The organism is Lysinibacillus xylanilyticus (genome assembly GCF_001183605.1).
Lineage (GTDB): Bacteria > Bacillota > Bacilli > Bacillales_A > Planococcaceae > Lysinibacillus > Lysinibacillus xylanilyticus.
Map to the genome: position 1 here is coordinate 65,922 of NZ_LFXJ01000008.1, position 23,544 is coordinate 89,465.

Sequence of the window (23,544 nt, forward strand, 5' to 3'; positions counted from 1 at the left end):
TTAAATATGAAAAGGATGAACGAAACATGGCATATTCATTATGGAATGATCAAATCGTTGAAGAAGGGTCAATTGCAGTATCTCCAGAAGACAGAGGTTACCAATTTGGTGACGGTATTTATGAAGTAATTAAAGTTTATAACGGAAACATGTTCACAGCACAAGAACACATTGATCGTTTCTATGCGAGTGCCGAAAAAATTCGTCTTGTCATTCCTTATACTAAAGACGTATTACACAAATTATTACATGAACTTATCGAAAAAAATAATTTGGAAACGGGACATGTTTACTTCCAAATTACACGTGGTACAACTTCTCGTAATCATATTTTCCCGGATGCAAGTGTTCCAGCTATATTAACAGGGAATGTTAAGGCTGGCGAGCGTTCATATGAAAACTTTGAAAAAGGTGTTAAGGCTACCTTCGTAGAGGATGTTCGCTGGTTACGTTGTGATATTAAATCATTAAACTTATTAGGTGCTGTACTGGCAAAACAGGAAGCATCTGAAAAAGGCTGCTATGAAGCTATTTTACATCGTGGAGACATCGTAACAGAATGTTCATCAGCAAATGTTTACGGCATTAAAGATGGTAAGCTTTATACTCACCCAGCAAATAACTTCATTTTAAACGGTATTACACGCCAAGTTATTTTGAAATGTGCTGAGGAAATTAATTTGCCAGTTATTGAAGAACCAATGACGAAAGCTGATGTATTAACAATGGATGAGATAATTGTGTCATCTGTATCTTCTGAAGTAACACCAGTTATCGATGTTGATGGAAATAAAATTGGTGCTGGAGTTCCAGGTGAATGGACTCGTAAATTACAGCAAGCATTCGAAGCGAAATTACCGCTTTCTATTAATGTGAAATAAATGAACCATTAAGAGAACTACCATAAACTTGGGTAGTTCTCTTTTTTCTATAGAGTAAATTATGGATGTTTTATCCTGAAACGTCATGTAAAATAAAAAGGATGAATGCAGTTGTAAAATGATTGCTATCGGAATTTAAAGTTAAAGAGCAAATGTCGATGTAATGAATGCAAATGTCTATTTATCTTTATTTAGCAATTTTTTATGTAGCGACAGCAACAAGTGTTTCTGTGCGAAAGTGAAGCGGCAGCAACAAGTGTTTTCTGTGCGAAAGCGAAGCGGCAGCAACAAGTGTTTTCTGTGCGAAAGCGAAGCGGCAGCAACAACAACAGCTACAATTACCAAGGAGTAAATTGATACTTCGATTTGCCTTCCAAGCAGTAATGGGGAAAAGAGCAAATTAGAGATATAGAGCGAGTAAGATTGGAGTGACCTTAACATGGCACAATTGGTGAAATTACAAGATTATATTTCACGCTATCAAATTGATTTAGCGAGATATCCGACACAATTTGTACGCTTAAAGAAAAGTCAATGGGAGCGTGTTAAGCGACAGTGGGAGTTAGGGGAAGAAATTAGTGAATGGCAACATACCGACGACGATTCAGAAAATGATTCCTTCGCAGAAAAAGAGAGATTCTCTTTATTTAAAAAAATATTCGCAGGTCGTCAGAAGGAAGAAAATGAGGACGTTGAACAGATAGAAATATCGAATGAACTAGTGAGTGATGAAGATATTATTCCTGAAGAAGAAACGACTTTAACATTTGAACCGAAAATTGTCTATGCGCCACAATCTATTCATGAATTAAAACGAATGTTTATCGATCAATTTTTCCATTTCCAAATGAAATGGGCAAGTTCAACATTACGAGAAAAATCGTATGTAGATCCTCGTTTTATGCGTGACCCCTTGTTACGAAATTTATTGCAAAAATTACCGGATAATTATTTACTTTTTTACTATCCAATTTTGCAAATTAGAAAAGCACCCATAGAGCTTGATGTCGTACTAATGTCACCGACAGAATGTATTTGTATAACTGTACTAGAAGCAGAAAATCAAGCCGTTTATGTAGGAGGCAGTGAGCGATTCTGGATAAAAAAAGTAGGGACGAAGGATTCAAAAGTTCTTAATCCGATGATAAGTTTAAATCGCATGGAGTCTGTATTAACTCAATTATTTATGCAGGACAATATAAGTATGCCGATTCGCAAGGTTATTTTAACACAGAATGGCTATTTCGATTATCCAGGGTCATCTTACGGAATTCAATTTGTTGATCGTCGAAATTATGGGGAGTGGATGGAGCATTTAAAGAAAGTGTCTTCTCCTATGAAGCATATGCAAATTCGTGCTTCTCAAACAATTTTAAATAACGTACAAACAACATCCTTTAATCGAGATATTTGGAAACAATCTTCTCAACCGGCAGGAGAGTAGTAAATGCAAGTATTATTTATTGTGAATGAAGCAGCGGGGCACGGCAAAGGTAAGAAAGTTTGGCACCACCTTCAACAGCATTTAACAATGGACTATGAAGTTGCCTATACAGAATATGAGGGACATGGACAGGAACTTGCAAAAAATTGGGCTCAAGATGCTCAAACTAAAAAATTAATTGTTATTGTTGGCGGTGACGGCACAATTCATGAGGTTGTTAGTGGCATTGTACATAATAAATTTATAGTTATTGGTGTAGTTCGTGCTGGCTCTGGCAATGATTTCGCACGATACTTTACTACATTTAATAATGCTTTTCAAATTGAAAGCTATATACAAAAAGACACGACTAACCTCCAAATGGACGTTGGTGCAGTTCAATTTGGAGATCAGCAGCATGCGATTTTTGTTAACAATTCTGGTGTGGGCTTTGATGCATTTGTCACAAAGCGTATTAATAAATCCCGTTTGAAGTTTTATCTCAATAAAATAGGGCTTGGCAAGCTTTCCTATGCTGCAGCTGTTGTAAGAGGGCTATTTAGCTTTAGATGCTTTGATGTAACTATTCGTACAGACGATCAAGAATGGAAATTTAAGCAGGTATGGTTTGTTGCGATGAGCAATCAACCTTATTTCGGGGGGGGTATGAAAATTTCCCCATCTTCTAAGCCTGATGATGGACAAGTTGAAATAACAATCGTTCACGGTATTTCACGACTTAAATTGCTACTAGTTTTTGTCACGGTTTTTTTTGAAAAACATACAAAATTTAAAGAGATTACTTTTTTACAAGGCAATCAATTTAACATTTTCGTGCACGCAAATAACATTGATTGTCATTCGGATGGTAATTATATTGGAGAAATTAAAGATGGCACGAGGATTCATTGTACTGTGCAACGTGAGGCATGGCAGGTTATATCAAAGGGTCATTAAAAAAATACCATTTCGCAATAATATCATGCGGATTTTATGGTAATACGTTATACTATAAAAAACATAATTTCACGAGAAAGAAATGAGGAAAAAAATTGAGATTAAGAAATAAGCCTTGGGCGGAGGAAATGATTACGAATCATCCAGAGGTGATTGTTCCAAATCCTGAAGACTTTAAAGGGAATTGGCAGGCTGTTTTTGGAAATGACAACCCACTACATATTGAAGTAGGTACTGGGAAAGGACAATTTGTCACAGGTATGGCCTTGCAAAATCCGGATATAAATTATATTGGCATTGAGCTTTATGACAGTGTAATTGTTTGTGCATTGGAAAAAATTATAGAAGCTAAATCTCCAGCGAATTTACGACTATTAAAAGTAAATGGCGCAGATTTAAATAAATTCTTTGAAAAAAATGATATAGATTGTGTGTATCTGAATTTCTCAGATCCTTGGCCAAAAACGCGCCATGCTAAGCGACGTTTAACGCACGGGGACTTTTTGAAATTATATGAGTCGATTTTAGTGGATGAGGGGGAAATCCATTTTAAAACGGACAACCGTGGTTTGTTTGAGTATTCATTAACTAGTATTTCTGAATATGGTATGTTACTAAAGTATGTATCACTCGACCTACATGCGAATATGCCTGAGGATAATGTTATGACTGAATATGAGCAGAAATTTTCTGCTAAAGGACAGCCAATTTATCGTCTAGAATCGCAATTCTTAATTAAATAGGGGGAGTATGGATGGATCAGTTAAAATTTCACAGTATGTCATTATCATGGCTAAACGGGGGTGTCACTTGCCTTGATGGCGGTGCTATGTTTGGCGTTGTACCAAAACCACTTTGGTCACGTAAATATCCAGTCAACGAAAAAAATCAAATCGAGCTACCAACTGAGCCGATTTTAATTCAATATGGTGGCAAAAACTATATTATTGATACTGGCGTTGGCTTTAACAAATTAAATGAAAAACAGCTACGAAACTTTGGGGTAACTGAGGAATCAACATTAGCGGCTAGCTTACAGGAGCTAGGATTAACAACAGCTGATATTGATGCAGTATTAATGACGCATTTACATTTTGACCACGCTGGAGGTTTAACGCAATGGGAAGATGATGTACTTGTACCAACATTCCCGAATGCCAAAATCTTTGTAACGAAAATCGAATGGGACGAAATGCGTGATCCAAATATTCGCTCGAAAAATACGTATTGGAAAGAAAACTGGGAGCCAGTTCAGCACTTAGTAGAAACGTATGAAGGTACGTTAGAGGTAGCTCCGGGTATTGAAATGATCCATACGGGTGGTCATAGTAATGGTCACGCCATTATAAAATTGACTCAAAATGGCGAGGTATTATTGCATATGGCAGATATTATGCCAACACATGCACATCAAAATCCATTATGGGTTTTAGCGTATGACGATTATCCAATGGCAAGTGTTTTTGCAAAGGAACGTATAATGAAAGAAGCACTTGCGAATGGCTACGGCTTTATCTTCTACCATGATGCGTATTACCGCATGATTAAATGGGATGAAACAGGTAAAGAAATTGTAGACAAGCTAGAACGTAGTAGACAAGCTGTTATTACATTCTAATTAATAGAACGTGTGAACCTTTTGTGTTCGCACGTTTTTTTCAATATGTTTTCATATATAAAAGCAATTGTTGCTGTCGCTTCACTTTCACACAAAAAACATCTTGCTGAAATTTTGTATTATTACTATAAATTAGAGTGACAAACCATAAGATAAATTCTATGTGAAAAGGTTGATTGGAGTGGAGGCTGGGCGACTCCTTGGGGATCAGCGATAGAGGAACGAAGGCTAAAACCATCACGTCCTGTGATAACGCCTTCGTGACCAACATCCTGCTGCTGCCGCTACGTTAGCACTTCGCTTTCGCGCAAAAAACACCTGTTGGCCCAAGCGGCTCATCGGACGCCCCCAGGAAGCTCTGCTCTGCGCGAAAGCGAAGCGTCAGCCGGAACGGAAATCAACCACACGTTATGGTGAAGAGCTTATTTATCTATACCCCATTTTTTTGACACTTTTTTCGTGAACATCTTGGAAAATATGATACACTAAAAGCTATACTAAAACATAAAAGAGAGTTGAAATATACATGGCAACTGAGCAACCATTTTTACCAGTATTACTAGGATCAGATATGAATGCATATGGTATGGCACGTGCATTTTATGAGGCATACGGTATTAAACCACTTGTATTAGGACGTTCACATTTAACGGCAACGCAAGACAGTCATATCATAAATTTCGAAGAGATTGATCGCTTAAATGAACAGGATGTATTTGCACCTGCACTTGCAAAGGTCGCAAAAAAATATTCTGATAAAAAACTACTGTTGTTAGCTTGTGGAGATGATTATGCAAAGCTTATTATCAAAAATAAGCCAACATTACAGGAGCATTTTACAGTACCTTACATCGATGAGTCACTTATGGATGAAATTTTATTAAAAGAAAATTTCTATAAAATGTGTGATAAGTACGATTTTAAATATCCAGGTACGACGACTGTAACAGCAGACAATTACGAAAACTTTACACCACCATTTGATTACCCAATTATTTTAAAGGCTTCTAACTCTGTGGAATACTGGGCATGTAAATTCCCAGGTAAGAAAAAAGTTTTCGTTGCACATGATGAAGCAGAAAAAACAGCTATTTTAAAAGCAATCTATAGCTCAACTTATCAGGATACAATGATTATTCAAGAATTCATTCCAGGTGATGATTCGTATATGCGTGTATTAAATGCGTATGTAGGGAAAGATGGCAAAGTGAAGCTAATGTGTCTAGGAAACCCAATCTTAGAAGAGCATTCACCTGAAGGAATCGGTAGCTATGCAGCAATTGTTACAACATACGATAAAGAAATAATGGATCAAGTACGTTTCTTCTTAGAGGATATCGGTTATACAGGCTTTGCTAACTTCGATATGAAATACGATATGCGTGACAAACAGTATAAGTTGTTTGAAATTAACTTACGTAATGGTCGCTCTAGTTATTATGTAACAGCAAGTGGTCATAATTTAATGAAATATGTAGCTGATGACCATATGTTAAATATTGAACAGGAAGTAACTTATGTTCAGGACAAGCATTTATGGATGATCATTCCTAAGGGTGTTCTATTCAAATATGCATCCAATGAAAAGCTTAAGCTAGAAGCGAAAAAATTAATTCGTGAAGGGAAATATACAAACTCTCTTTACTTTAATCAAGATATGAATGCGAAACGTTGGGTGAAGCTAACGTTAAATAATTTAAATTATTATCGCAAATATAAAAAATACTTCAACAATAAAGGATTGTCTGAGTAAAACAAAGAAGCCATCTCATATAACTGAGATGGTTTTTTCATAGAATCAGAAAACAAAATGATTAAGGAGAAATTTATAAAAGTTGTACTTTTTTAAATGTGGGTTATTTCCATTCCAGGCTACTCGCTTTGAGGCTGTCGCTTTGCTTTCGCTACAGAAAACATTTGTAGCTGTCGCTTCGCTTTCGCACAAAAAAATCTGCTAAAGTTTTGTTTAATCACTATAAACTATAGTAAGATGCCAGAAGATACACTCTATGTTAAGTGGTTGATTGGGTTGGAGACTGGGCGACTCATCGGACGCCCCCCGCCCAGTAGGAACGGAAATCAACCTCTCGTTTTGTTGAAGAACCACACCTTAATTTGATGGACATAAAAGTTTTTCTAAAACAAGGAAGAAGCCATCTCAAATAGCTGAGATGGCTTCTTTTGTAGTCTATAATTTTTGTCGCGTATTAATGTGTAAGTTTATACTTCTTGTAACTCTACTACAACACCTGAGCGTGCGTCAGCAGCGAATTCAAATGTTTGCATTTCGCCCTCATGCATACGAGAGATACCTCCACGGTATACTGGAATAGTCATAATGCCGTTTGAGAAATTGTCTGTTTTCATAAAAATCCAAGAACCGTCAATCGGTGAATCCTTTTTAAATTCCTTTTTTATGTTTTCAAGTACTTGTCCTGCAGGTACATACGGAGAAACCTTTTCACTTGCTTCTTTAACAATGACTGCGGCAGCTAGGCCAGTAGCAACACCAATTAAAAAATCACGTAATTTCATGCTTTTTTCCTCCTTTTTCTATAGCTCCATTTTAACATAGCATACAGAGTGAATGCACGTTCACACATTAGCACTTTTCAGGAAATGTATCAATATTTCGAATTTGGAAATTGCACTGATGCTTCGCTTTAGTACAGAGCAAATTTGGGATAACTTTTGAAGATGGGCTACACTCGCAGTTATCTTCTACTTATTGAAAAATAAGAGTTTTCTGATGAATATAGATAAATATGTTACAATGACAAGGAAGAATATTCTACTTCGTGGGGAGAGAGAGTCAACATGAATGAGGAAACATTACAATTATTTAAAACACTAACAGAATTACCAGGCGCGCCGGGTAATGAACATGCGGTACGTGCGTTCATGCGTTCTGAGTTGGAAAAGTACTCGGATGAGATCGTTCAGGATAATTTAGGGGGTATTTTCGGTGTGAAGCATAGTGAAGTTGCTGATGCACCAAAAGTGTTAGTTGCTGGTCATATGGATGAAGTGGCATTCATGGTTACTTCTATTACTGATAACGGTATGATCCGCTTTCAAACATTAGGTGGCTGGTGGAACCAGGTTATGCTAGCACAACGAGTTGAAGTATTTACCAAAAACGGTGTAATTCCTGGCGTAATTTCATCAATACCACCCCATTTATTAACAGATGCTGAACGTTCTAAACCGATGGATATTAAAAATATGCTAATAGATGTTGGTGCAGACAATAAAGAAGATGCTATTGAACTTGGTGTTCGTCCAGGTCAATCAATTATCCCTGTCTGCCCATTTACACCAATGGCCAATCAGAAAAAAATTATGGCCAAGGCTTGGGATAACCGTTATGGCTGTGGATTGGCAATTGAATTGATGAAAGAGGTAAAAGGTGAAAAGCTAGCCTCGCATTTATATTCAGGTGCCAATGTAATGGAAGAAGTTGGTCTGCGAGGTGCTCAAGTATCTGCAAATATGATTAAACCGGATTTATTCTTTGCTCTAGATGCTTCACCTGCAAATGATATGTCAGGAGAAAAAAATCAATTTGGTCAGCTTGGAAAAGGGACATTATTACGTATTCTTGACCGTACGATGGTTACACATAGAGGTATGCGTGAATTCATCTTAGATACTGCGGAAACGAATAATATCCCTTATCAATATTTTGTATCACAAGGTGGTACGGATGCAGGTCGTGTGCACACGGCAAATGACGGTGTTCCTAGTGCAGTAATTGGTGTTTGCTCACGTTATATTCATACAGCTGCGTCAATTATTCATATTGATGACTATGCAGCTGCAAAAGCTTTAATTGTGGAACTAGTGAAAAAAGCAGATCGTTCGACATTAGCAACGATTCGCGCTAATGTGTAAAGCGATTCCACCGAAAGAAGTTAAAAGATGCCTTTAGGGGCATCTTTTTCTATGCGAAGAAAGAGGGATTAGAAAATGAACATAACTATTGGAACAACAAACAAAGCAAAAACAGAGGCAGTTGAAGTTATAGCTAGAAAATATTTTGATAATCCAAATTTCACCTACGTTAAGGCTGCTTCACAAGTATCTGATCAACCGATGACTCAAGAAGAAACACGATTGGGAGCAATTAACCGTTCGGAAAACGCAATCAAAGAGACGTGCGCGCAATTATCGTTTGGATTAGAGGGTGGAGTGACTGAAATTGATGGTGTTATGTACGTTTGTAACTGGGGAGCACTTACAGTATCAGATGGAAAAACTTATACAGCTGCTGGCGCACAAATTATATTACCAGAAGAAATTGCCCAGGAAATAAGAGCTGGGAAGGAACTTGGGCCTGTAATGGAGCACTATACACAACGCCGAGATATCCGACAAGGTGCGGGAGCTGTAGGTGTTTTCACACAGGGGTTAGTAAGTCGTCAGATGATGTTCGAGCATATAGTTTCGCTTCTTATTGGACAATATTTATTCACATTAGCACATGACTAGTGTCTTTTGATTAGTGATACTGGAATAGTAAAGGATAGTAAAGTTGCAACTTTAAAATAATTTTTTTAAAATAGAAAGACAGATGATTGGATAGTTTTGAACAGAACGGTTCACAAATATGTGAGCCGTTTTCTCATCATTTAACTTCTTTCAGCAATTATTTTCTGTATCGAAACGAAGCGTCAGCTACAGAAGTCTCCCACCTCTATAGGTGGTGAGATAGATAAGGTTTTAAGTTGCTTTTCTGCGGGTGTCCAAACGCCTGTGCCTGTCGCTGCGCTTTCGGTACAAAAGACATCTGCTGAAATAGAGGAACTCAGGCTAAGAGCTTCACATCCTGTGAAAACGCCTGAGTGACCAACGTCGTGTTGGCCTAAAGCCTCCGGCGGATGTCAAGGAATCGGAAATGAGTTCAATAAAGGATGTTAGCCTAAGGTCATCGCATCCATGCGATAACGGCTAACTGACCTGCATCGGTAAAAACGCCACGTCTTGTGGCATTACCGAAATGACCGACATCGTGTCGGCCCTCAGCAGGCCTAAGCACAAAGTCGATTCCGGACGCAATTATGCCGAGGCATAATTGATCATATTAAGCTACAATAGAATTCTACCTATATTGTTGATGAGCTGAATAAGGGTATAATTCATTTTTGAAGGGTACCCAGTTGACAATTTTTTTGCGCTACAGCGGTAATTACGCCAAAAATACATTAATTTAGAAGGAAGGATATGAGCTAGGTGAAACAAATTAAGTCAGAACAACTTGTGACCCTATTAAAACAACAATTGAATGAGGAAAAGTTTGATTTTGAATTTGATAAAAAGCACGATAAATTACGCCTAAACCATAAAAAAATTGGTAAAGGGATGGAGCTTTCTCTACCAGGCATTTTAGCAAAATATAATGATAAGCAAGGGGCTGCAATCGATGAAGTTGTTTATACAATCGAGCAAACCTTTAATGCTATGGAGCAAGAGATGGAACAAGGATTCCAAGCTACTACACAAATTTATCCAGTTATTCGCGCAACATCCTACCCTCAAGCCTCGAAGGAGGGGCATGCATTCATCACTACTGAACATACAGCTGAAACACGTATTTTTTATGCACTTGATCTAGGAAAAACCTATCGTTTTATTGATGAATCCATGTTAGAGGTACTACAATTAACAGTAGAGCAAGTTCGTGAAATGGCACGATTTTCTGTAAAGCAGCTACCAACAGTTTATAAAAAAGATGAAGTTGCGGGGAATATTTTCTATTTTGTTAATGCTAATGATGGCTACGATGCAAGTCGTATTTTAAATGAAAGCTTTCTGAAAGAAATGCAGACTAACATTGAAGGTGACATGACATTATCTGTGCCACATCAGGATGTATTAATAGTAGGTGATATTCGTAATGAAACAGGGTATGATGTATTAGCGCAGATGACGATGCATTTCTTCGCTGTCGGTACTGTACCGATCACGTCATTATCATTTATTTATGAAGATGGGGAGCTAGAACCAATCTTTATATTAGCAAAAAACAGAGTTAAAAAGGAGCAAGAGAAACAATGAATGTATTTTACAACAAAGAGCATGTAGGGGATGTATTGCTAGTACAATTAGCAACAGAATCAATCGTGAAGACAGAGGTAGAACGTGCAGGTGATATCGCTATTTTAAAGGAAGCACAAACTGGAGAAATTAAAGCATTTAATTTATTTAATGCCAGCAACTATATACAAACTGATGCAAAAGGTCTAGTTGAAGTTACTCCAGAATTAGCAGCGCAGCTAGAGGCAGCTATTGCGAAAAATGGAGCTGTAATCAGCCTTAATGTAGATTTTTCTCCAAAATTTGTCGTGGGTTATGTAGAAACTAAGGACAAGCATCCAAATGCTGATAAACTAAGCATTTGTTCTGTAAACGTAGGTGAAGAGACATTACAAATTGTATGTGGTGCGCCAAATGTGGAAGCAGGTCAAAAAGTTGTTGTAGCAAAAATTGGTGCAGTGATGCCTTCTGGAATGCTTATTAAAGAAGGTAATTTGCGAGGTGTTGAATCTTACGGTATGTTATGTTCAGCGCGTGAATTAGCAATACCAAATGCACCTTCTGAAAAAGGAATTTTAGTATTACCGGAAGATGCGATAACTGGTAGTGCGTTTGAAACACCAACTAGATAAAGCCTTCGGAAGCACCGTTTAGCTGCTCGAAAGTGCAGTGACATCGGTAAATGTTTTCTGTTACGAAAGCAAAGCGGCAGCTACAAGTGTTTTCTGTAGCGAAAGCAAAGCGGCAGCTACAATTTGCCGAGACAAAATTGAATATATGTACTTAAAATCGTTATGCTACTAATTTGCTAGTAACATAACGATTTTTTTGTGTAGAATGAGCCTCTTAATGCAAGTTTCTATTACATTTTTATGGTATGCTTTTTGTTATAGACATTTAACTTCTTTCGCAAATATTTTCTGTAGCGAAAGTAAAGCGACAGCTACAATTATGCCGAGGCATAATTGATTTAGTTAATGCTATAAATGAAGTGTAAGAGAAATGAGTGAACAATGTGAATTGGTTAAAAAAACAAATGGATAAATTTTTAAATAAAGATGACAAAGATTACGAATATGAAGAGTTTTATGAAGACTATGAGGAAGAACAATCTGAACAGTTGCATTCATATAAAGAAGCAACTGTAGCAAAGCAAAAAACTTTTCGTTTTCCGTTAATTGAGGATGAAGAGTTTTCAGCTTCACCATCAACACCACCATTAAAAGAAGCATTCAATCAAATGGACGATGCTTACTCCGGACAAATTGAAGATTTATCGTTACCGAGGCATTTAAATAATCATATTGTGGATTCGAGTGTTTATAATATTGAGGTTTCAGGTATTCGAGATCTATTAGCAAATCGGACGAAGAGAACTGGAAGAACGACGATTACACGAAGTCAGCCTGAACAAGAGAATCGTTCAAAAGCAAGTCTTGTTTTTCGAGATGCACAAAATGAGTTGCCGAAGTCACCTAAAGAAACGAACTATCAATTAGAAAAAGCAGATGAAAGTGTTTTACCCGAAAATCGCAAGCGTTTTGTACCAAGTGATGTTCCGTCACCAGTCTATGGTTTTTCTAAGCCAAGCCCAATTGAGCATTTATTAGAGAAACGAAAGGAAGAGCACGACAAGAAAGAGTTAGAAATACCTACAGCTTCTAAGCCTATAAAAGAAGCGACAACAAATGAGGCTATTGAAAATATACTAGAAGAAAAAAGGCCTATTAGCGCAGTTCGGAAAGATGAATCTGAACAGCTTGAAATCACTGAAACAATTGAAGCACCTGCAAAGCAACCGATTACTTTTGATGATAAATTAACAGACGAAACAAATCATCATAGTGATAAAACGACGACGGAATTACCTGTACCGCAAACAACTTCTTTTGCCGTAGAATTTGAAAATCAAGTGAAAGAAGCCGTTCAGCATGAGCTGAATGTTGAACAACTTTCAGCTGATCAATCAGAAATCCATGTAAAAGAAGTAGTTGTAGAACAAGTACAAATCGAAAATTCTACCATCCACATTGGTGAAATTACAGTAGTCCAGCCACCAATGAATGAAGATGATAAGCAAGATGTGTTGCAAGAACAATCTTTAGAAGTGCAATCAGTAGAAAAGAAAGAAAAAAGTGGCATTCCATTTAATGTTTTAATGCTAAAAACGGATAAAGAGAAATGGAGAATTCAACAACAATTAAAAGTAACGACCCCGACATCAACAATTGTTGAAAAAGGCCAAGAGGAACAGGAGACTTCTTCTGAGCTTATTATTTTGGATGCAGAACCTCAATTAGTTCCATTCAATAAAGAACTGCCACAATCTATAGATTTAGAGATTAGTGAGTTAGAGCTGGACAATAATGTAGCACCACAATCGACGGAGGAAAACGAGGTTTCTATTGAAAATACTACTCCATTCGATAAAGAACAAGTTTCACAATCTATAGATATAGAGATTGGCGAGTTAGAGCTGGACAATAAAATAGCTACACAGTCGACGGAGGAAAACGAGGTTCTTATTCAAAATACTACTCCATTCAATGATGCAACAGAAAGTGTATCAGTCATTTCAATGGCACCAGTAACATCAATGTCTAACGTTTTGACATTAGAAAAGACAGTGATTGATGTCGAGAGCATCGACGAAATTTCGGCAACTACCGAAATGGAAGTAGAAACAACAACTGAACAGGAGCTTACTCCCGAGAATATAGATATTCCTGAGGAGAATTCTATTGATATAGAGGAATATCCAGAGCAACCTTCTAAATTAGATGAAACATTAGTGGAGGATCAAGTAAAGGAAACACCTCGAAAACCTGTTCGTGTGTATCAAAAGCCAGATGATGAGTTTTTAGAGCCACCTGAGGAAAAAACACAAGATACTGAGTGGATGGAGCAACAGGGAGATACATTGGTTGAAGCTTTGTCCTATTTCCAAGTCTCAGCTCAAATAGAATCCATTATGCAAGGACCTGCCGTGACACAATTTGAAATAACCGTGAGTCATGGTACAAAGGTTAGCAAAATCCGTAATCTATCAGATGATTTGAAGCTTGCATTGGCAGCGAAAGACATCCGCATCCAAGCGCCGATTCCTGGGAAGAGCTCAATTGGCATTGAGATACCGAACCGTGTATCTCGCGCTGTTCGATTATCAGAAGTGACAAATAGTGCTTCTTTCCTCGAGTCAGATTCACCGTTAGAAGCAGCATTGGGTCTGGATTTAACAGGGAAGCCTGTAACCATTGATTTAAGAAAAATGCCACATGGCTTAATTGCCGGAGCTACAGGTTCTGGTAAATCGGTTTGTATCAATTCAATTTTGGTTAGTTTATTATATAAAGCTGCACCACATGAATTAAAGCTGATGCTTATCGATCCTAAAATGGTAGAATTAGCACCGTTCAATCATATTCCACATTTAGTTAGCCCAGTTATCACAGATGTAAAGGCTGCTACAGCTGCACTGAAATGGGCAGTGGAGGAAATGGAGCGTCGTTATCAGTTATTTGCACATGCAGGTGCACGTGATATTACACGTTATAATGCAATTGCGGATAAAAACAATGAACATAGCTTAAAATTACCGTATATTCTAATTGTCATTGATGAATTGGCAGATTTAATGATGATGTCTCCTGCAGATGTAGAGGAGGCGATCTGTCGTATTGCTCAAAAGGCACGTGCTTGTGGTATCCATTTAATTGTGGCAACTCAAAGACCGTCTGTTGACGTTATAACAGGGCTTATTAAATCAAATATTCCTACTCGTATTGCTTTTGCGGTATCTTCACAAATCGACTCACGTACAATTTTAGATGCGCAAGGCGCAGAAAGATTGCTTGGACGAGGCGATATGTTATATTTAGGTAATGGTATGTCTGCTCCTGTGCGTTTGCAGGGGACGTTTGTGACAGATGATGAAATTGAAGCGATCATTGAGCATGTCCGTGAGCAAGGAGAGCCTGATTATATATTTGATCAGGAAGAACTTTTAAAGAAGACTGAGGTTTCTGCTGAACAAGATGAACTGTTCGAGGATGTATGTCGATTTGTCTATGAGCAAGGAGGAGCTTCTACTTCCTTAATTCAGCGCAAATATCATATTGGCTATAATCGTGCTGCTCGTTTAATCGATATGTTGGAATCACATGGCTTTGTGTCTGAGGCACGTGGCAGTAAACCACGAGAAAGTTACATTACAGAAGAAGATTTAATTGCTATGTTTGAATAATAATTACATTGTTTTCGTATAGATTATCTTATTCGCGTCAAAATTAGTATATTTAGAAAAGTTACACATTTATCCTTATGCATAAATAGTGCTATAATAGACGAGATGTGATGATTAGTACGTATTTTTTAGTACTTACAAAGGTATTAATACCTAATAATTAGTTGAAAAAAATACGATACACCTAATAGATGATAGAAGGGATATTGAATTCCCGGGGGGTTTAATTAATGACAGTTTTTCATTTCACAGGCATTAAAGGTTCTGGCATGAGTTCACTTGCACAAATCTTATTTGATGCTGGTGAACAAGTACAGGGCTCAGATGTTGATAAATATTTCTTCACGGAACAGCCGTTACGTGATCGCAATATTCCAATTTTTACATTTAATGCAGATAATATTAAAGAAGGTATGACAGTTATAGCAGGGAACGCATTTCCTGATGACCATCCTGAATTAGAGCGTGCTCGTGAAATCGGTGTAGAAGTTATTCGCTACCATAAATTTTTAGGTGAATATATCGGTAATTATACGTCGATTGCTATTACTGGTGCACATGGTAAAACATCTACGACGGGCTTAATGTCTCATGTTGTAGGTGGGTATAAACCAACTTCTTATTTAATCGGTGATGGAACAGGAGCTGGGCATGAAAATGCTGACTTCTTTGTGATGGAAGCATGTGAATACCGTCGACACTTTTTAGCTTACAATCCAGATTACGCTGTAATGACTAATATTGATTTTGACCATCCAGACTACTTTGCAAACATAGAGGATGTTTATTCAGCATTTCAATCTTTAGCATTACAGGTTAAAAAAGCAATTATTGCTTGCGGTGATGATGAACATCTACAACGTATTCAAGCGAAGGTACCTGTTGTTTATTACGGTTTTGGGGCTGAAAATGATTTTGAGGCTCGTAATGTTGAAAAAACAACTAAGGGTACAAAATTTGATGTATTTGTCCGCAATGAATTTTATAGTACATTCTTTATCCCATTGTTTGGGGATCATGCAGTATTAAATACTTTAGCTGTTATTACACTTTGCCAATATGAAGGTATTTCACCAGAAATCGTTCAAGAACGTTTAAACACATACAAAGGTGTAAAAAGACGTTTTACAGAAACGAATATTGGGAATAATGTATTAATAGATGACTATGCACACCATCCAACTGAAATCCGTGCAACGATTCAATCAGCACGACAAAAGTTTCCGGATCGTGAGCTAGTAGCTATTTTCCAACCACATACATTTACACGTACACAAGCTTTTTTACAGGATTTTGCAGATAGTCTAAGTCTTGCAGATACAGCATACTTATGTGATATTTTTGGTTCTGCAAGGGAAACACAAGGCGCACTTTCAATCCAAGATTTAGCGTCTTTAATTGAAGGCAGTGCAGTGATTACCACTGAAGGAATTGAAGTGTTAACAAAGCATAAGGGCGCAGTATTTTTATTTATGGGCGCAGGCGATGTTCACAAATTCCAAGATGCTTTTGAAGACGTGCTAAAGAACAACGAAACAGCTTAGTCCGCAAGGAATAAGCTGTTTTTTCTCAAAAATGAGGAGGAAATCAGTTTTTTTTGTCGAAAATAAGGTAAGGAATAGTAAAGAGAACATGCAGGAGGTCTAGTTATGGAAATTATTTTGTATATTGCAGCAATTATCGCAGCAATCGGTTTTTTAATTTTTTGTGTGAGCGTTGGAATGACATTATTTTCGCTCAAACCAATTCTTAACAGCTTAGCTGGAACATTATCAGGTATTGAAGGACAAATGGAAGGTATTACTCGTGAAACGACTTCCTTACTATCCAAAACAAATAGCTTGGCAGAGGATATTCAAGAGAAATCTGAACAGTTAAATTCCGTTGTTCATGCAGTCAAAGGAATTGGCGACTCTGTGAATGGTTTAAATACATCTGTACAGCAAATTACTTCTTCAATTTCTAAAACTGTGGAACAAAATGAAGAAAAAATTGCACAAGTTGTTCAATGGAGTAATGTCGCAATGGGCATTGCAGATAAGTGGAAGAAACGTAAAATTATCGATCAGGCCAATGAGGTGATTCAAGAAGATATTTATTTTTCTGAATCAGAGCAGTCGGAAAAACCGAAAAGAAAATGGGGCCGTAAAAAATAATTATTATTCGGTAGGCATTAAATGTCAACGGAATAAAAATAAAGTCTTAAGCATATGTTGAAGAATGCATCCGCGAAAGCAGATGGACAACCAGTCTAAGCAAATTAGATAATAAGATGGGGAGGAATTGTTGCATGACAACTCAAAAGCCAAATTATAATGAAGTGAAGGAACAACAAATCGAAAGTTCATTGCCACAGCTTTATCATCCGCAAGAGTCGATCTATGAAGAGGAGCGAGTGAACATGAAGGATTTTGTTATTGGCGCATTAGTTGGGGGTATAGTAGGTGCAGCTGCAGGCTTATTACTAGCTCCAAAATCAGGAAAAGATTTACGTAGCGATGTAGCAGTACAAGCTGTTAACTTAAAAGATAAGAGTGCAGATTTCTCGACAACTGCTAAAGATAAAACGGTTCAATTATCTAAACAAATTCAAGAACAATCTACACAATTAGTAGAGAAAGTAAAAACATTAAAATCAGCAAAAGCACCAACTGTTTTTGACGATGGTACTGTTTCTTTTGAGGGTGAAGAACCACTGGAGGATTTCATCCCTAGTGAAGAACCTAAAGCAGAGGATGCTAGTGAAGAAAAGGGACAAGCTGAAGAAAAAAGCGAAGAAGTTCGCGCATAATAGATAAAAGGGATACGTTACATCTTATCAAAGATGTAACGTATCCCTTTTTTATTGTTAAGGAAACTATGGATTTTTTGCCTGTGGATAAACTAGAGCAAAGTCGTCGTCTAGGCTAAAACGCTACATCCTCGAGGTCGCTTCGATCCCTCGGGCAAAAGTGGTGGAGCGTTTACTTTTGCTTCGGGCTCTCCAGCGCTTGTCGGATGTAAACGAGCGCTTTAGCGCATTTGTTCAGATATAGGTGCTTTTTCTAGTAAAATCTCTAATTTATCCCCGCCGAATATCTCCATATCGAAGCTTGCCGGTTGACCATTTCGTAAAATTGTAAAATTACCTTTAAATGTAGTAGGTAGTTGCCAATTAGAGAAGCGGAACACATCCTGGTATATCCAACGACTTCGGTCTTTTTCTTTAAATGAAATTATTGCTCCATTTGGAACAGTTGAAAGAGGTGATACCACTACATGATTAATGAGGACTTCGTTGGCCATTTTCTTCAGCTCTAACACCTCGTTTTGAAAGTGTATGATGATTTTATCCTCAAGTAAAACATTCATTTGGTCAGCAATCAGTTGAACGGTAGGGAATGTTTGTTGCTGAAATGTAATATCATCACCATTTTGGACAGCATATGACATTTTAGATGGTTTACCATTAATCATTAAATGAGCTGAAAACTCTGGTAAATAAAGTGGTTTTCCATCCACTTGAATATAAAATGACTCAAATTGTTTTATTAACTCCCAATTATTTGTGAGCTTAAATACGTCCTCGACTGTTACAGCTATTTCAAACATCACAACATCTCGATCATTTAATGCACTATCGAGTGATGCAGGAGAACCATTAACAGTTATTTGTGGTTCAATTACATATTTTGTATGTTGAATTGAAACTGTTTTAATGGCAGCATCATCTACAATATCTCTTAACGTAGCATTAGCTGGCTGACCGTCTTGGCCTTCAATTAGCTGGATGGCATCGCCTGTTTTAATCATCGTTTTTGTGGAAGCCTGATGACCATTTACTAAAATTTCTGCAGGTTGACCGTGGCCACCAGGGATGAAAATATCTTGTCCATTAACATTCACTGATAATCCATGGCCCGGTTTTCCATATAACTGCTTTGCTCGAATATTGGCTGCTAAAAATGCATCTGCAACGGTCATTTCTTTTAATTCAAAAAGGCGAACTACTTGTTCATTGACAGTTAAACTCATATATTGAATAGGCATTTTTTTTGCTGCGATGGCGATACCGATGGGTGTTACCAATTCAGGAGATGCTTTAATATGATCTTCCCTCGTTAAGTTCTGAATGGCATCGATCCCTCGAACGGCAATGCGATTAGCAGGTAATTCTAGTACTAGTCCAAGCTCAGCTGTAAGATTTGGTGTTAAGCTACCTCCACCGACAAGCATTACCGCCTTAGGAGCTGTCTGATTATTGAGGCGTAAAATTTCTTCCCCAATGGCTTTTGCAAGTTGCTTAACAGCAGGCTCGATGGCTTGAAGAACCTCTTGTTTCGGATAATATTGATCGAAGCCTAAAATATCCTGAATTAAAACGTCTTCTTCTGTTTGCAGTTGACGCTTCGCATCTTCGGCAACAGGGAAGTCGAGTAAGTAGTGGTCACTTAAAGCCTCTGTTATTTCATCACCAGCTGTTGGTACCATGCCATATGCGACAACAGTGCTTTTATCGGTAATGGCAATATCAGATGTACCAGCACCAATATCAACAAGCGCCACATTTAAACGACGCATTGTTGGAGGGATAAGTACATTAATAGCCGCAATAGGTTCTAATGTTAGTGCATCCATCTCTAAATTCGCACGTTTAAGAGCCGCGATAAGTGATTCTACTACAACTCGTGGCAAGAACGTAGCAATAACTTCAATTTGTGCTTCATCACCTTGCTGATCGAGTAGGCTACCAATTTCTTCGCCATCTAAACGGTAGTATAAAACTGAATAACCAACACAATAATAGTGGCTTATTTTTGCTTCTTCTTTGTGTTGAAGGAGCTGTTGCTGTGCCTGTTGAACAGCTTGTAGTTCTAAACGACTTATATCTTCTTCTGTAAAGATTGGTCGATTACGTATATTGATCGTCACGCTTGCTTGTTCTGTTTTCAATGAACGACCAGCCGCAGCGACGCTCACTTTTGTTAAAGGACCGTGCTTCTCTTCAAGTTCGTGTTTAATTTCATTAATTAAATCTGCCACATACATGACATTATGTATTTGACCATCAACCATGGCGCGTTCTTTATGTTCTTTTACTAAGATGTCTTCCACGTGAAAGCGGTCATTATCTTCAGCTAAAATAATGCCTACTACAGAACGTGTACCAATATCAAGTGCAAATAATTTTGAACTCAATATACTCGCTTCCTTTCTCGTTATATGTTAATATAATTTAGCGAGTTGAAGCGCTAAATTAAAAATGCGTGACATTCTGTGCAACATTGATTATAATGTTGCTAATATCTAAAAATGTAACATACATTTCAGAGTTCTGAAAGTGTCTGTCATGAGGAGAGGAGCAAGAAACATGAGCCAAAAAGGTTTAGAAAGCTTACGTAGTCAAATAGACGATTTAAACTTAGAAATTCTTCGTCTAATTAACGAACGTGCAGCAGTAGTTGATGAAATAGGTAAGATTAAAGAAAAACAAGGTGTGAATCGCTATGATCCACTACGTGAACGACACATGCTTGATCTTATTAAAGAACACAATCAAGGTCCATTAAACCAAATGACGGTTGATTATATATTTAAGCAAATCTTTAAAACAGCTTTAAAACAACTTGAAGCGGATAAGAAAAAAGAATTACTTGTTTCTCGCAAGAAAAAATCAGAAGATACTGTCATTAATGTGAATGGTGAGCTAATTGGCCAAGGAAAACCATCTTTCGTATTTGGACCTTGTGCAGTAGAATCATACGAGCAAGTAGCAGCAGTAGCAGCATCTATTAAAGCAAAAGGTGAAAAGTTAATTCGTGGTGGTGCATATAAACCACGTACCTCTCCATATGACTTCCAAGGTCTTGGATTAGAAGGACTTAAGATTTTAAAACGTGTGTCCGAGGAATACGGTTTAGGAGTTATTACAGAAATCGTTACACCAGGTCATTTAGAGGAAGCTTTAGATTACATCGATGTTATCCAAATTGGTGCGCGTAATATGCAAAACTTTGAATTATTAAAAGCAGCGGGTGCAACAAATAAACCTGTACTTTTAAAACGAGGCTTAGCAGCGACAATTGATGAATTCATTCACGCAGCAGAATACATTATGTCTAAAGGAAATGAGAACATCATTCTTTGTGAGCGTGGTATTCGTACTTACGAAAAAGCAACTCGTAACACATTAGATATTTCTGCTGTACCAATTTTAAAACAAGAAACACATTTACCAGTATTTGTAGACGTAACGCATTCAACAGGTCGTCGTGATTTACTATTACCATGTGCTAAGGCAGCAATTGCTATTGGTGCTGATGGCGTCATGGCAGAAGTGCATCCAGATCCATCTGTAGCACTTTCTGATTCACAACAACAAATGGATATTCCAACATTTGATGCTTTCTACCAAACACTACAAAATTTCATGAAGAGCCATGAAATTAATGCATAACTTCTTTCAGCAATTATTTTCTGTAGCGAAAGCAAAGCGTCAGCTACAGATGTTTTATGTAACGTAAGTGAAACGGCAGTTACAAATCACTTTTGTACCGAAAGCGTAGCGTTAGGTACAGAAGTCTCCCACTTCTATAGGTGGTGAGATGAAGGCAGATTTAAGTTACTTGTCAGTGGGTGTCCAAACACCGCTGACATAGAGGAACTCAGTCTAAGAACGCCATGTCCTGTGGCAATTTATCTGTGCGAAAGCGAAGCGACAGCAACAAATGTTTTCTGTAGCGAAAGCCAAGCGTCAGCTACAGATGTTTTATGTAACGTAACGTAAGTGAAACGGCAGTTACAAATTACTTTTGTACCGAAAGCGGAGCGTTAGGTACAGAAGTCTCCCACTTCTATAGGTGGTGAGATGAATGCAGATTTAAGTTACTTTTCAGTGGGTGTCCAAACACCGCTGAAATAGAGGAACTCAGTCTAAGAACGCCACGTCCTGTGGCAATTTATCTGTGCGAAAGCGCAGCGAAAGCAACAACAACAGGTTTTCTTTCTGTGCGAAAGCAACAACACACGACTGAGTGACCAACATCGTGTTGGCCCAAAGCCTCCGGCGGATGTCACGGAATTATGCCGGGGTATAATTGATATGTTGATAAACACCGCTTGCTTTAATCGGCAGGCGGTGTTTATATATATATTGACAAAATAATGACTAGAAAAGTACTATTTGTACTTGGTTTTTCTTTTAATGTACATACTGCTTCTTGAAAAGAATATGAAAATTATCGTATGATAAGGCTATAAAAGGAAAAAGGGAGGCACGTACGATGACTGTTACAATTTATGATGTTGCAAGAGAAGCAAATGTTTCTATGGCAACGGTCTCTCGTGTAGTCAATGGTAATCAAAACGTAAAACCAGCAACACGAAAAAAAGTATTAGAAGTAATTGAACGATTAGAGTATCGTCCTAACGCAGTAGCGCGTGGATTAGCAAGTAAGAAAACAACAACAGTTGGCGTGATTATCCCGGATATTGCAAACAATGTTTATGCGGAGCTGGCACGTGGTGTAGAGGATATTGCAACAATGTATCGTTACAATATTATTTTAGCCAACTCAGATCAACATGAAGATAAAGAGCTTCAGCTACTGGATACAATGCTAGGAAAACAGGTTGACGGTATTGTTATGATGAGTGATGAAGTAACTGAAAAAATGCAACAAACTATGGATCATTCACCTGTACCAATTGTGCTTGCAGGTTCAGTAGATGAATCGCAAACAATTGCGACTGTAAACATTGATTATTACCAAGCGGCTTATGAGGCGATTACATTACTCATTCAAAATGGCCATAAGCGAATCGCTTTCGTAACAGGTCCGCTTACTTATACTATTAATGGAAAATTCAAACTTGAAGCTTATAAAAAAGCCTTACAAGACGCAGGTTTACCTATAGATGAATCACTAATCGCTGCAGAAGAATCGAGCTATGATATGGGCTTAGAGGCTTGGGAAACATTATCCTCACTTGAAAATCCACCAACTGCGTATTTTGCAGGTAGTGATGAATTAGCAATTGGATTGATTCATGGTGCGCAGGATGCAGGCAAAGATGTACCTGAGGATATCGAAGTGATCAGCTTTGAAAATTCAAAATTAGCCCGCATGGTTCGCCCACAGCTAACAAGTGTCGCATTACCACTGTACGATATCGGAGCTGTCGCAATGCGCTTGCTGACAAAATTGATGAACAAAGAGCCTGTTGAGGACGAAGCGGTTATTTTACCGCATCGTATTGAACATCGACAATCTGTCAAAAGTAAATAACAGTATTTAACACGTAAATCTGATAATGGATTTGCGTGTTTTTTTATAGACGTAAATGAAAGGTGAAAGCGATGGATAGAACGCCAAGAATGACTGATAGAGGACTAAGGTAAAATTAA

General features: G+C 37.7%; 19 protein-coding genes. 17 read left to right on the forward strand and 2 right to left on the reverse strand.

Annotation, left to right across the window (positions count from 1 at the left end):
• Nucleotides 1–26 precede the first annotated feature (26 nt).
• The 7 genes from dat (at nt 27) to ACZ11_RS15545 (ending at nt 6,632) form a co-directional block, all read left to right on the forward strand.
• Complete coding sequence (gene dat / locus ACZ11_RS15520) at nt 27–881, forward strand: D-amino-acid transaminase (RefSeq protein WP_049667441.1); 855 nt, start codon at nt 27–29, stop codon at nt 879–881.
• A 163-nt stretch (nt 882–1,044) separates the two neighbouring features.
• On the forward strand, nt 1,045–1,233 hold the full coding sequence (locus ACZ11_RS25895; protein WP_152911520.1) for a hypothetical protein: 189 nt from the start codon (nt 1,045–1,047) through the stop codon (nt 1,231–1,233).
• 87 nt (nt 1,234–1,320) lie between these two features.
• The gene (locus ACZ11_RS15525) at nt 1,321–2,325 is read left to right on the forward strand and encodes a nuclease-related domain-containing protein (protein WP_049667442.1); all 1,005 of its coding nucleotides are present in this window, start codon (nt 1,321–1,323) and stop codon (nt 2,323–2,325) included.
• 3 nt (nt 2,326–2,328) lie between these two features.
• Nucleotides 2,329–3,261, forward strand: a complete 933-nt coding sequence (locus ACZ11_RS15530; RefSeq protein WP_049667443.1) for a diacylglycerol/lipid kinase family protein — start codon at nt 2,329–2,331, stop codon at nt 3,259–3,261.
• 95 nt (nt 3,262–3,356) lie between these two features.
• Nucleotides 3,357–4,004, forward strand: coding sequence for a tRNA (guanosine(46)-N7)-methyltransferase TrmB (gene trmB, locus ACZ11_RS15535; RefSeq protein WP_049667444.1), 648 nt, complete (start codon nt 3,357–3,359; stop codon nt 4,002–4,004).
• Nucleotides 4,005–4,015: 11 nt separating this feature from the next.
• Nucleotides 4,016–4,879: a YtnP family quorum-quenching lactonase gene (locus ACZ11_RS15540; RefSeq protein WP_049667445.1), complete on the forward strand. Its 864-nt coding sequence runs from the start codon at nt 4,016–4,018 to the stop codon at nt 4,877–4,879.
• A 526-nt stretch (nt 4,880–5,405) separates the two neighbouring features.
• Nucleotides 5,406–6,632: a carboxylate--amine ligase gene (locus ACZ11_RS15545; protein ID WP_049667446.1), complete on the forward strand. Its 1,227-nt coding sequence runs from the start codon at nt 5,406–5,408 to the stop codon at nt 6,630–6,632.
• Between the two features lie 467 nt (nt 6,633–7,099).
• Here ACZ11_RS15545 and ACZ11_RS15550 read toward each other — a convergent pair whose 3' ends face one another.
• Complete coding sequence (locus tag ACZ11_RS15550) at nt 7,100–7,414, reverse strand: peptidase M4 (protein ID WP_049667447.1); 315 nt, start codon at nt 7,412–7,414, stop codon at nt 7,100–7,102.
• Between the two features lie 282 nt (nt 7,415–7,696).
• On the opposite strand from ACZ11_RS15550, the gene ACZ11_RS15555 reads away from it, so the two are divergent.
• The 8 genes from ACZ11_RS15555 to ACZ11_RS15590 all read left to right on the forward strand — a co-directional run bounded on the left by ACZ11_RS15555 (nt 7,697) and on the right by ACZ11_RS15590 (nt 17,949).
• Nucleotides 7,697–8,773, forward strand: a complete 1,077-nt coding sequence (locus ACZ11_RS15555; protein WP_049667448.1) for a M42 family metallopeptidase — start codon at nt 7,697–7,699, stop codon at nt 8,771–8,773.
• 75 nt (nt 8,774–8,848) lie between these two features.
• Entirely contained in the window at nt 8,849–9,370 is a 522-nt protein-coding gene (locus ACZ11_RS15560) for a DUF84 family protein (RefSeq protein ID WP_049667449.1), read from the forward strand.
• A gap of 741 nt (nt 9,371–10,111) precedes the next feature.
• Entirely contained in the window at nt 10,112–10,936 is an 825-nt protein-coding gene (locus tag ACZ11_RS15565; protein ID WP_082172821.1) for a DUF1444 domain-containing protein, read from the forward strand.
• Nucleotides 10,933–11,547: a YtpR family tRNA-binding protein gene (gene ytpR / locus ACZ11_RS15570; RefSeq protein ID WP_049667450.1), complete on the forward strand. Its 615-nt coding sequence runs from the start codon at nt 10,933–10,935 to the stop codon at nt 11,545–11,547. The genes ACZ11_RS15565 and ytpR overlap by 4 nt, the downstream gene beginning before the upstream one ends.
• A gap of 383 nt (nt 11,548–11,930) precedes the next feature.
• Nucleotides 11,931–15,158, forward strand: coding sequence for a DNA translocase FtsK (locus tag ACZ11_RS15575; RefSeq protein WP_049667771.1), 3,228 nt, complete (start codon nt 11,931–11,933; stop codon nt 15,156–15,158).
• Between the two features lie 230 nt (nt 15,159–15,388).
• Nucleotides 15,389–16,702 (forward strand): UDP-N-acetylmuramate--L-alanine ligase, encoded by a 1,314-nt coding sequence (gene murC / locus ACZ11_RS15580; protein WP_049667451.1) that lies wholly within the window; start codon nt 15,389–15,391, stop codon nt 16,700–16,702.
• A gap of 105 nt (nt 16,703–16,807) precedes the next feature.
• The gene (locus tag ACZ11_RS15585) at nt 16,808–17,314 is read left to right on the forward strand and encodes a DUF948 domain-containing protein (RefSeq protein WP_049667452.1); all 507 of its coding nucleotides are present in this window, start codon (nt 16,808–16,810) and stop codon (nt 17,312–17,314) included.
• 134 nt (nt 17,315–17,448) lie between these two features.
• Nucleotides 17,449–17,949, forward strand: a complete 501-nt coding sequence (locus ACZ11_RS15590; RefSeq protein WP_049667453.1) for a YtxH domain-containing protein — start codon at nt 17,449–17,451, stop codon at nt 17,947–17,949.
• A gap of 221 nt (nt 17,950–18,170) precedes the next feature.
• Here the strand turns inward: ACZ11_RS15590 and ACZ11_RS15595 are convergent, their stop codons facing one another.
• Nucleotides 18,171–20,336 carry a cell division FtsA domain-containing protein gene (locus tag ACZ11_RS15595; protein WP_049667454.1) on the reverse strand — a complete coding sequence of 722 codons (2,166 nt, stop codon included), beginning with the start codon at nt 20,334–20,336 and terminating at the stop codon, nt 18,171–18,173.
• Between the two features lie 172 nt (nt 20,337–20,508).
• Between ACZ11_RS15595 and ACZ11_RS15600 the strand changes: the two genes are divergently transcribed.
• Nucleotides 20,509–21,594 (forward strand): bifunctional 3-deoxy-7-phosphoheptulonate synthase/chorismate mutase, encoded by a 1,086-nt coding sequence (locus tag ACZ11_RS15600; RefSeq protein ID WP_049667455.1) that lies wholly within the window; start codon nt 20,509–20,511, stop codon nt 21,592–21,594.
• Nucleotides 21,595–22,420: 826 nt separating this feature from the next.
• Nucleotides 22,421–23,425 (forward strand): catabolite control protein A, encoded by a 1,005-nt coding sequence (gene ccpA, locus ACZ11_RS15605; RefSeq protein WP_049667456.1) that lies wholly within the window; start codon nt 22,421–22,423, stop codon nt 23,423–23,425.
• Nucleotides 23,426–23,544: the final 119 nt, after the last annotated feature.

Bases quoted from the DNA above. Each gene is read 5' to 3' on its own strand.
- dat (WP_049667441.1), top strand. From the start codon at position 27: ATGGCATATTCATTATGGAATGATCAAATCGTTGAAGAAGGGTCAATT.
- ACZ11_RS25895 (WP_152911520.1), top strand. From the start codon at position 1,045: ATGAATGCAAATGTCTATTTATCTTTATTTAGCAATTTTTTATGTAGC.
- ACZ11_RS15525 (WP_049667442.1), top strand. From the start codon at position 1,321: ATGGCACAATTGGTGAAATTACAAGATTATATTTCACGCTATCAAATT.
- ACZ11_RS15530 (WP_049667443.1), top strand. From the start codon at position 2,329: ATGCAAGTATTATTTATTGTGAATGAAGCAGCGGGGCACGGCAAAGGT.
- ACZ11_RS15540 (WP_049667445.1), top strand. From the start codon at position 4,016: ATGGATCAGTTAAAATTTCACAGTATGTCATTATCATGGCTAAACGGG.
- ACZ11_RS15545 (WP_049667446.1), top strand. From the start codon at position 5,406: ATGGCAACTGAGCAACCATTTTTACCAGTATTACTAGGATCAGATATG.
- ACZ11_RS15550 (WP_049667447.1), bottom strand. From the start codon at position 7,414: ATGAAATTACGTGATTTTTTAATTGGTGTTGCTACTGGCCTAGCTGCC.
- ACZ11_RS15555 (WP_049667448.1), top strand. From the start codon at position 7,697: ATGAATGAGGAAACATTACAATTATTTAAAACACTAACAGAATTACCA.
- ACZ11_RS15560 (WP_049667449.1), top strand. From the start codon at position 8,849: ATGAACATAACTATTGGAACAACAAACAAAGCAAAAACAGAGGCAGTT.
- ytpR (WP_049667450.1), top strand. From the start codon at position 10,933: ATGAATGTATTTTACAACAAAGAGCATGTAGGGGATGTATTGCTAGTA.
- murC (WP_049667451.1), top strand. From the start codon at position 15,389: ATGACAGTTTTTCATTTCACAGGCATTAAAGGTTCTGGCATGAGTTCA.
- ACZ11_RS15585 (WP_049667452.1), top strand. From the start codon at position 16,808: ATGGAAATTATTTTGTATATTGCAGCAATTATCGCAGCAATCGGTTTT.
- ACZ11_RS15590 (WP_049667453.1), top strand. From the start codon at position 17,449: ATGACAACTCAAAAGCCAAATTATAATGAAGTGAAGGAACAACAAATC.
- ACZ11_RS15600 (WP_049667455.1), top strand. From the start codon at position 20,509: ATGAGCCAAAAAGGTTTAGAAAGCTTACGTAGTCAAATAGACGATTTA.
- ccpA (WP_049667456.1), top strand. From the start codon at position 22,421: ATGACTGTTACAATTTATGATGTTGCAAGAGAAGCAAATGTTTCTATG.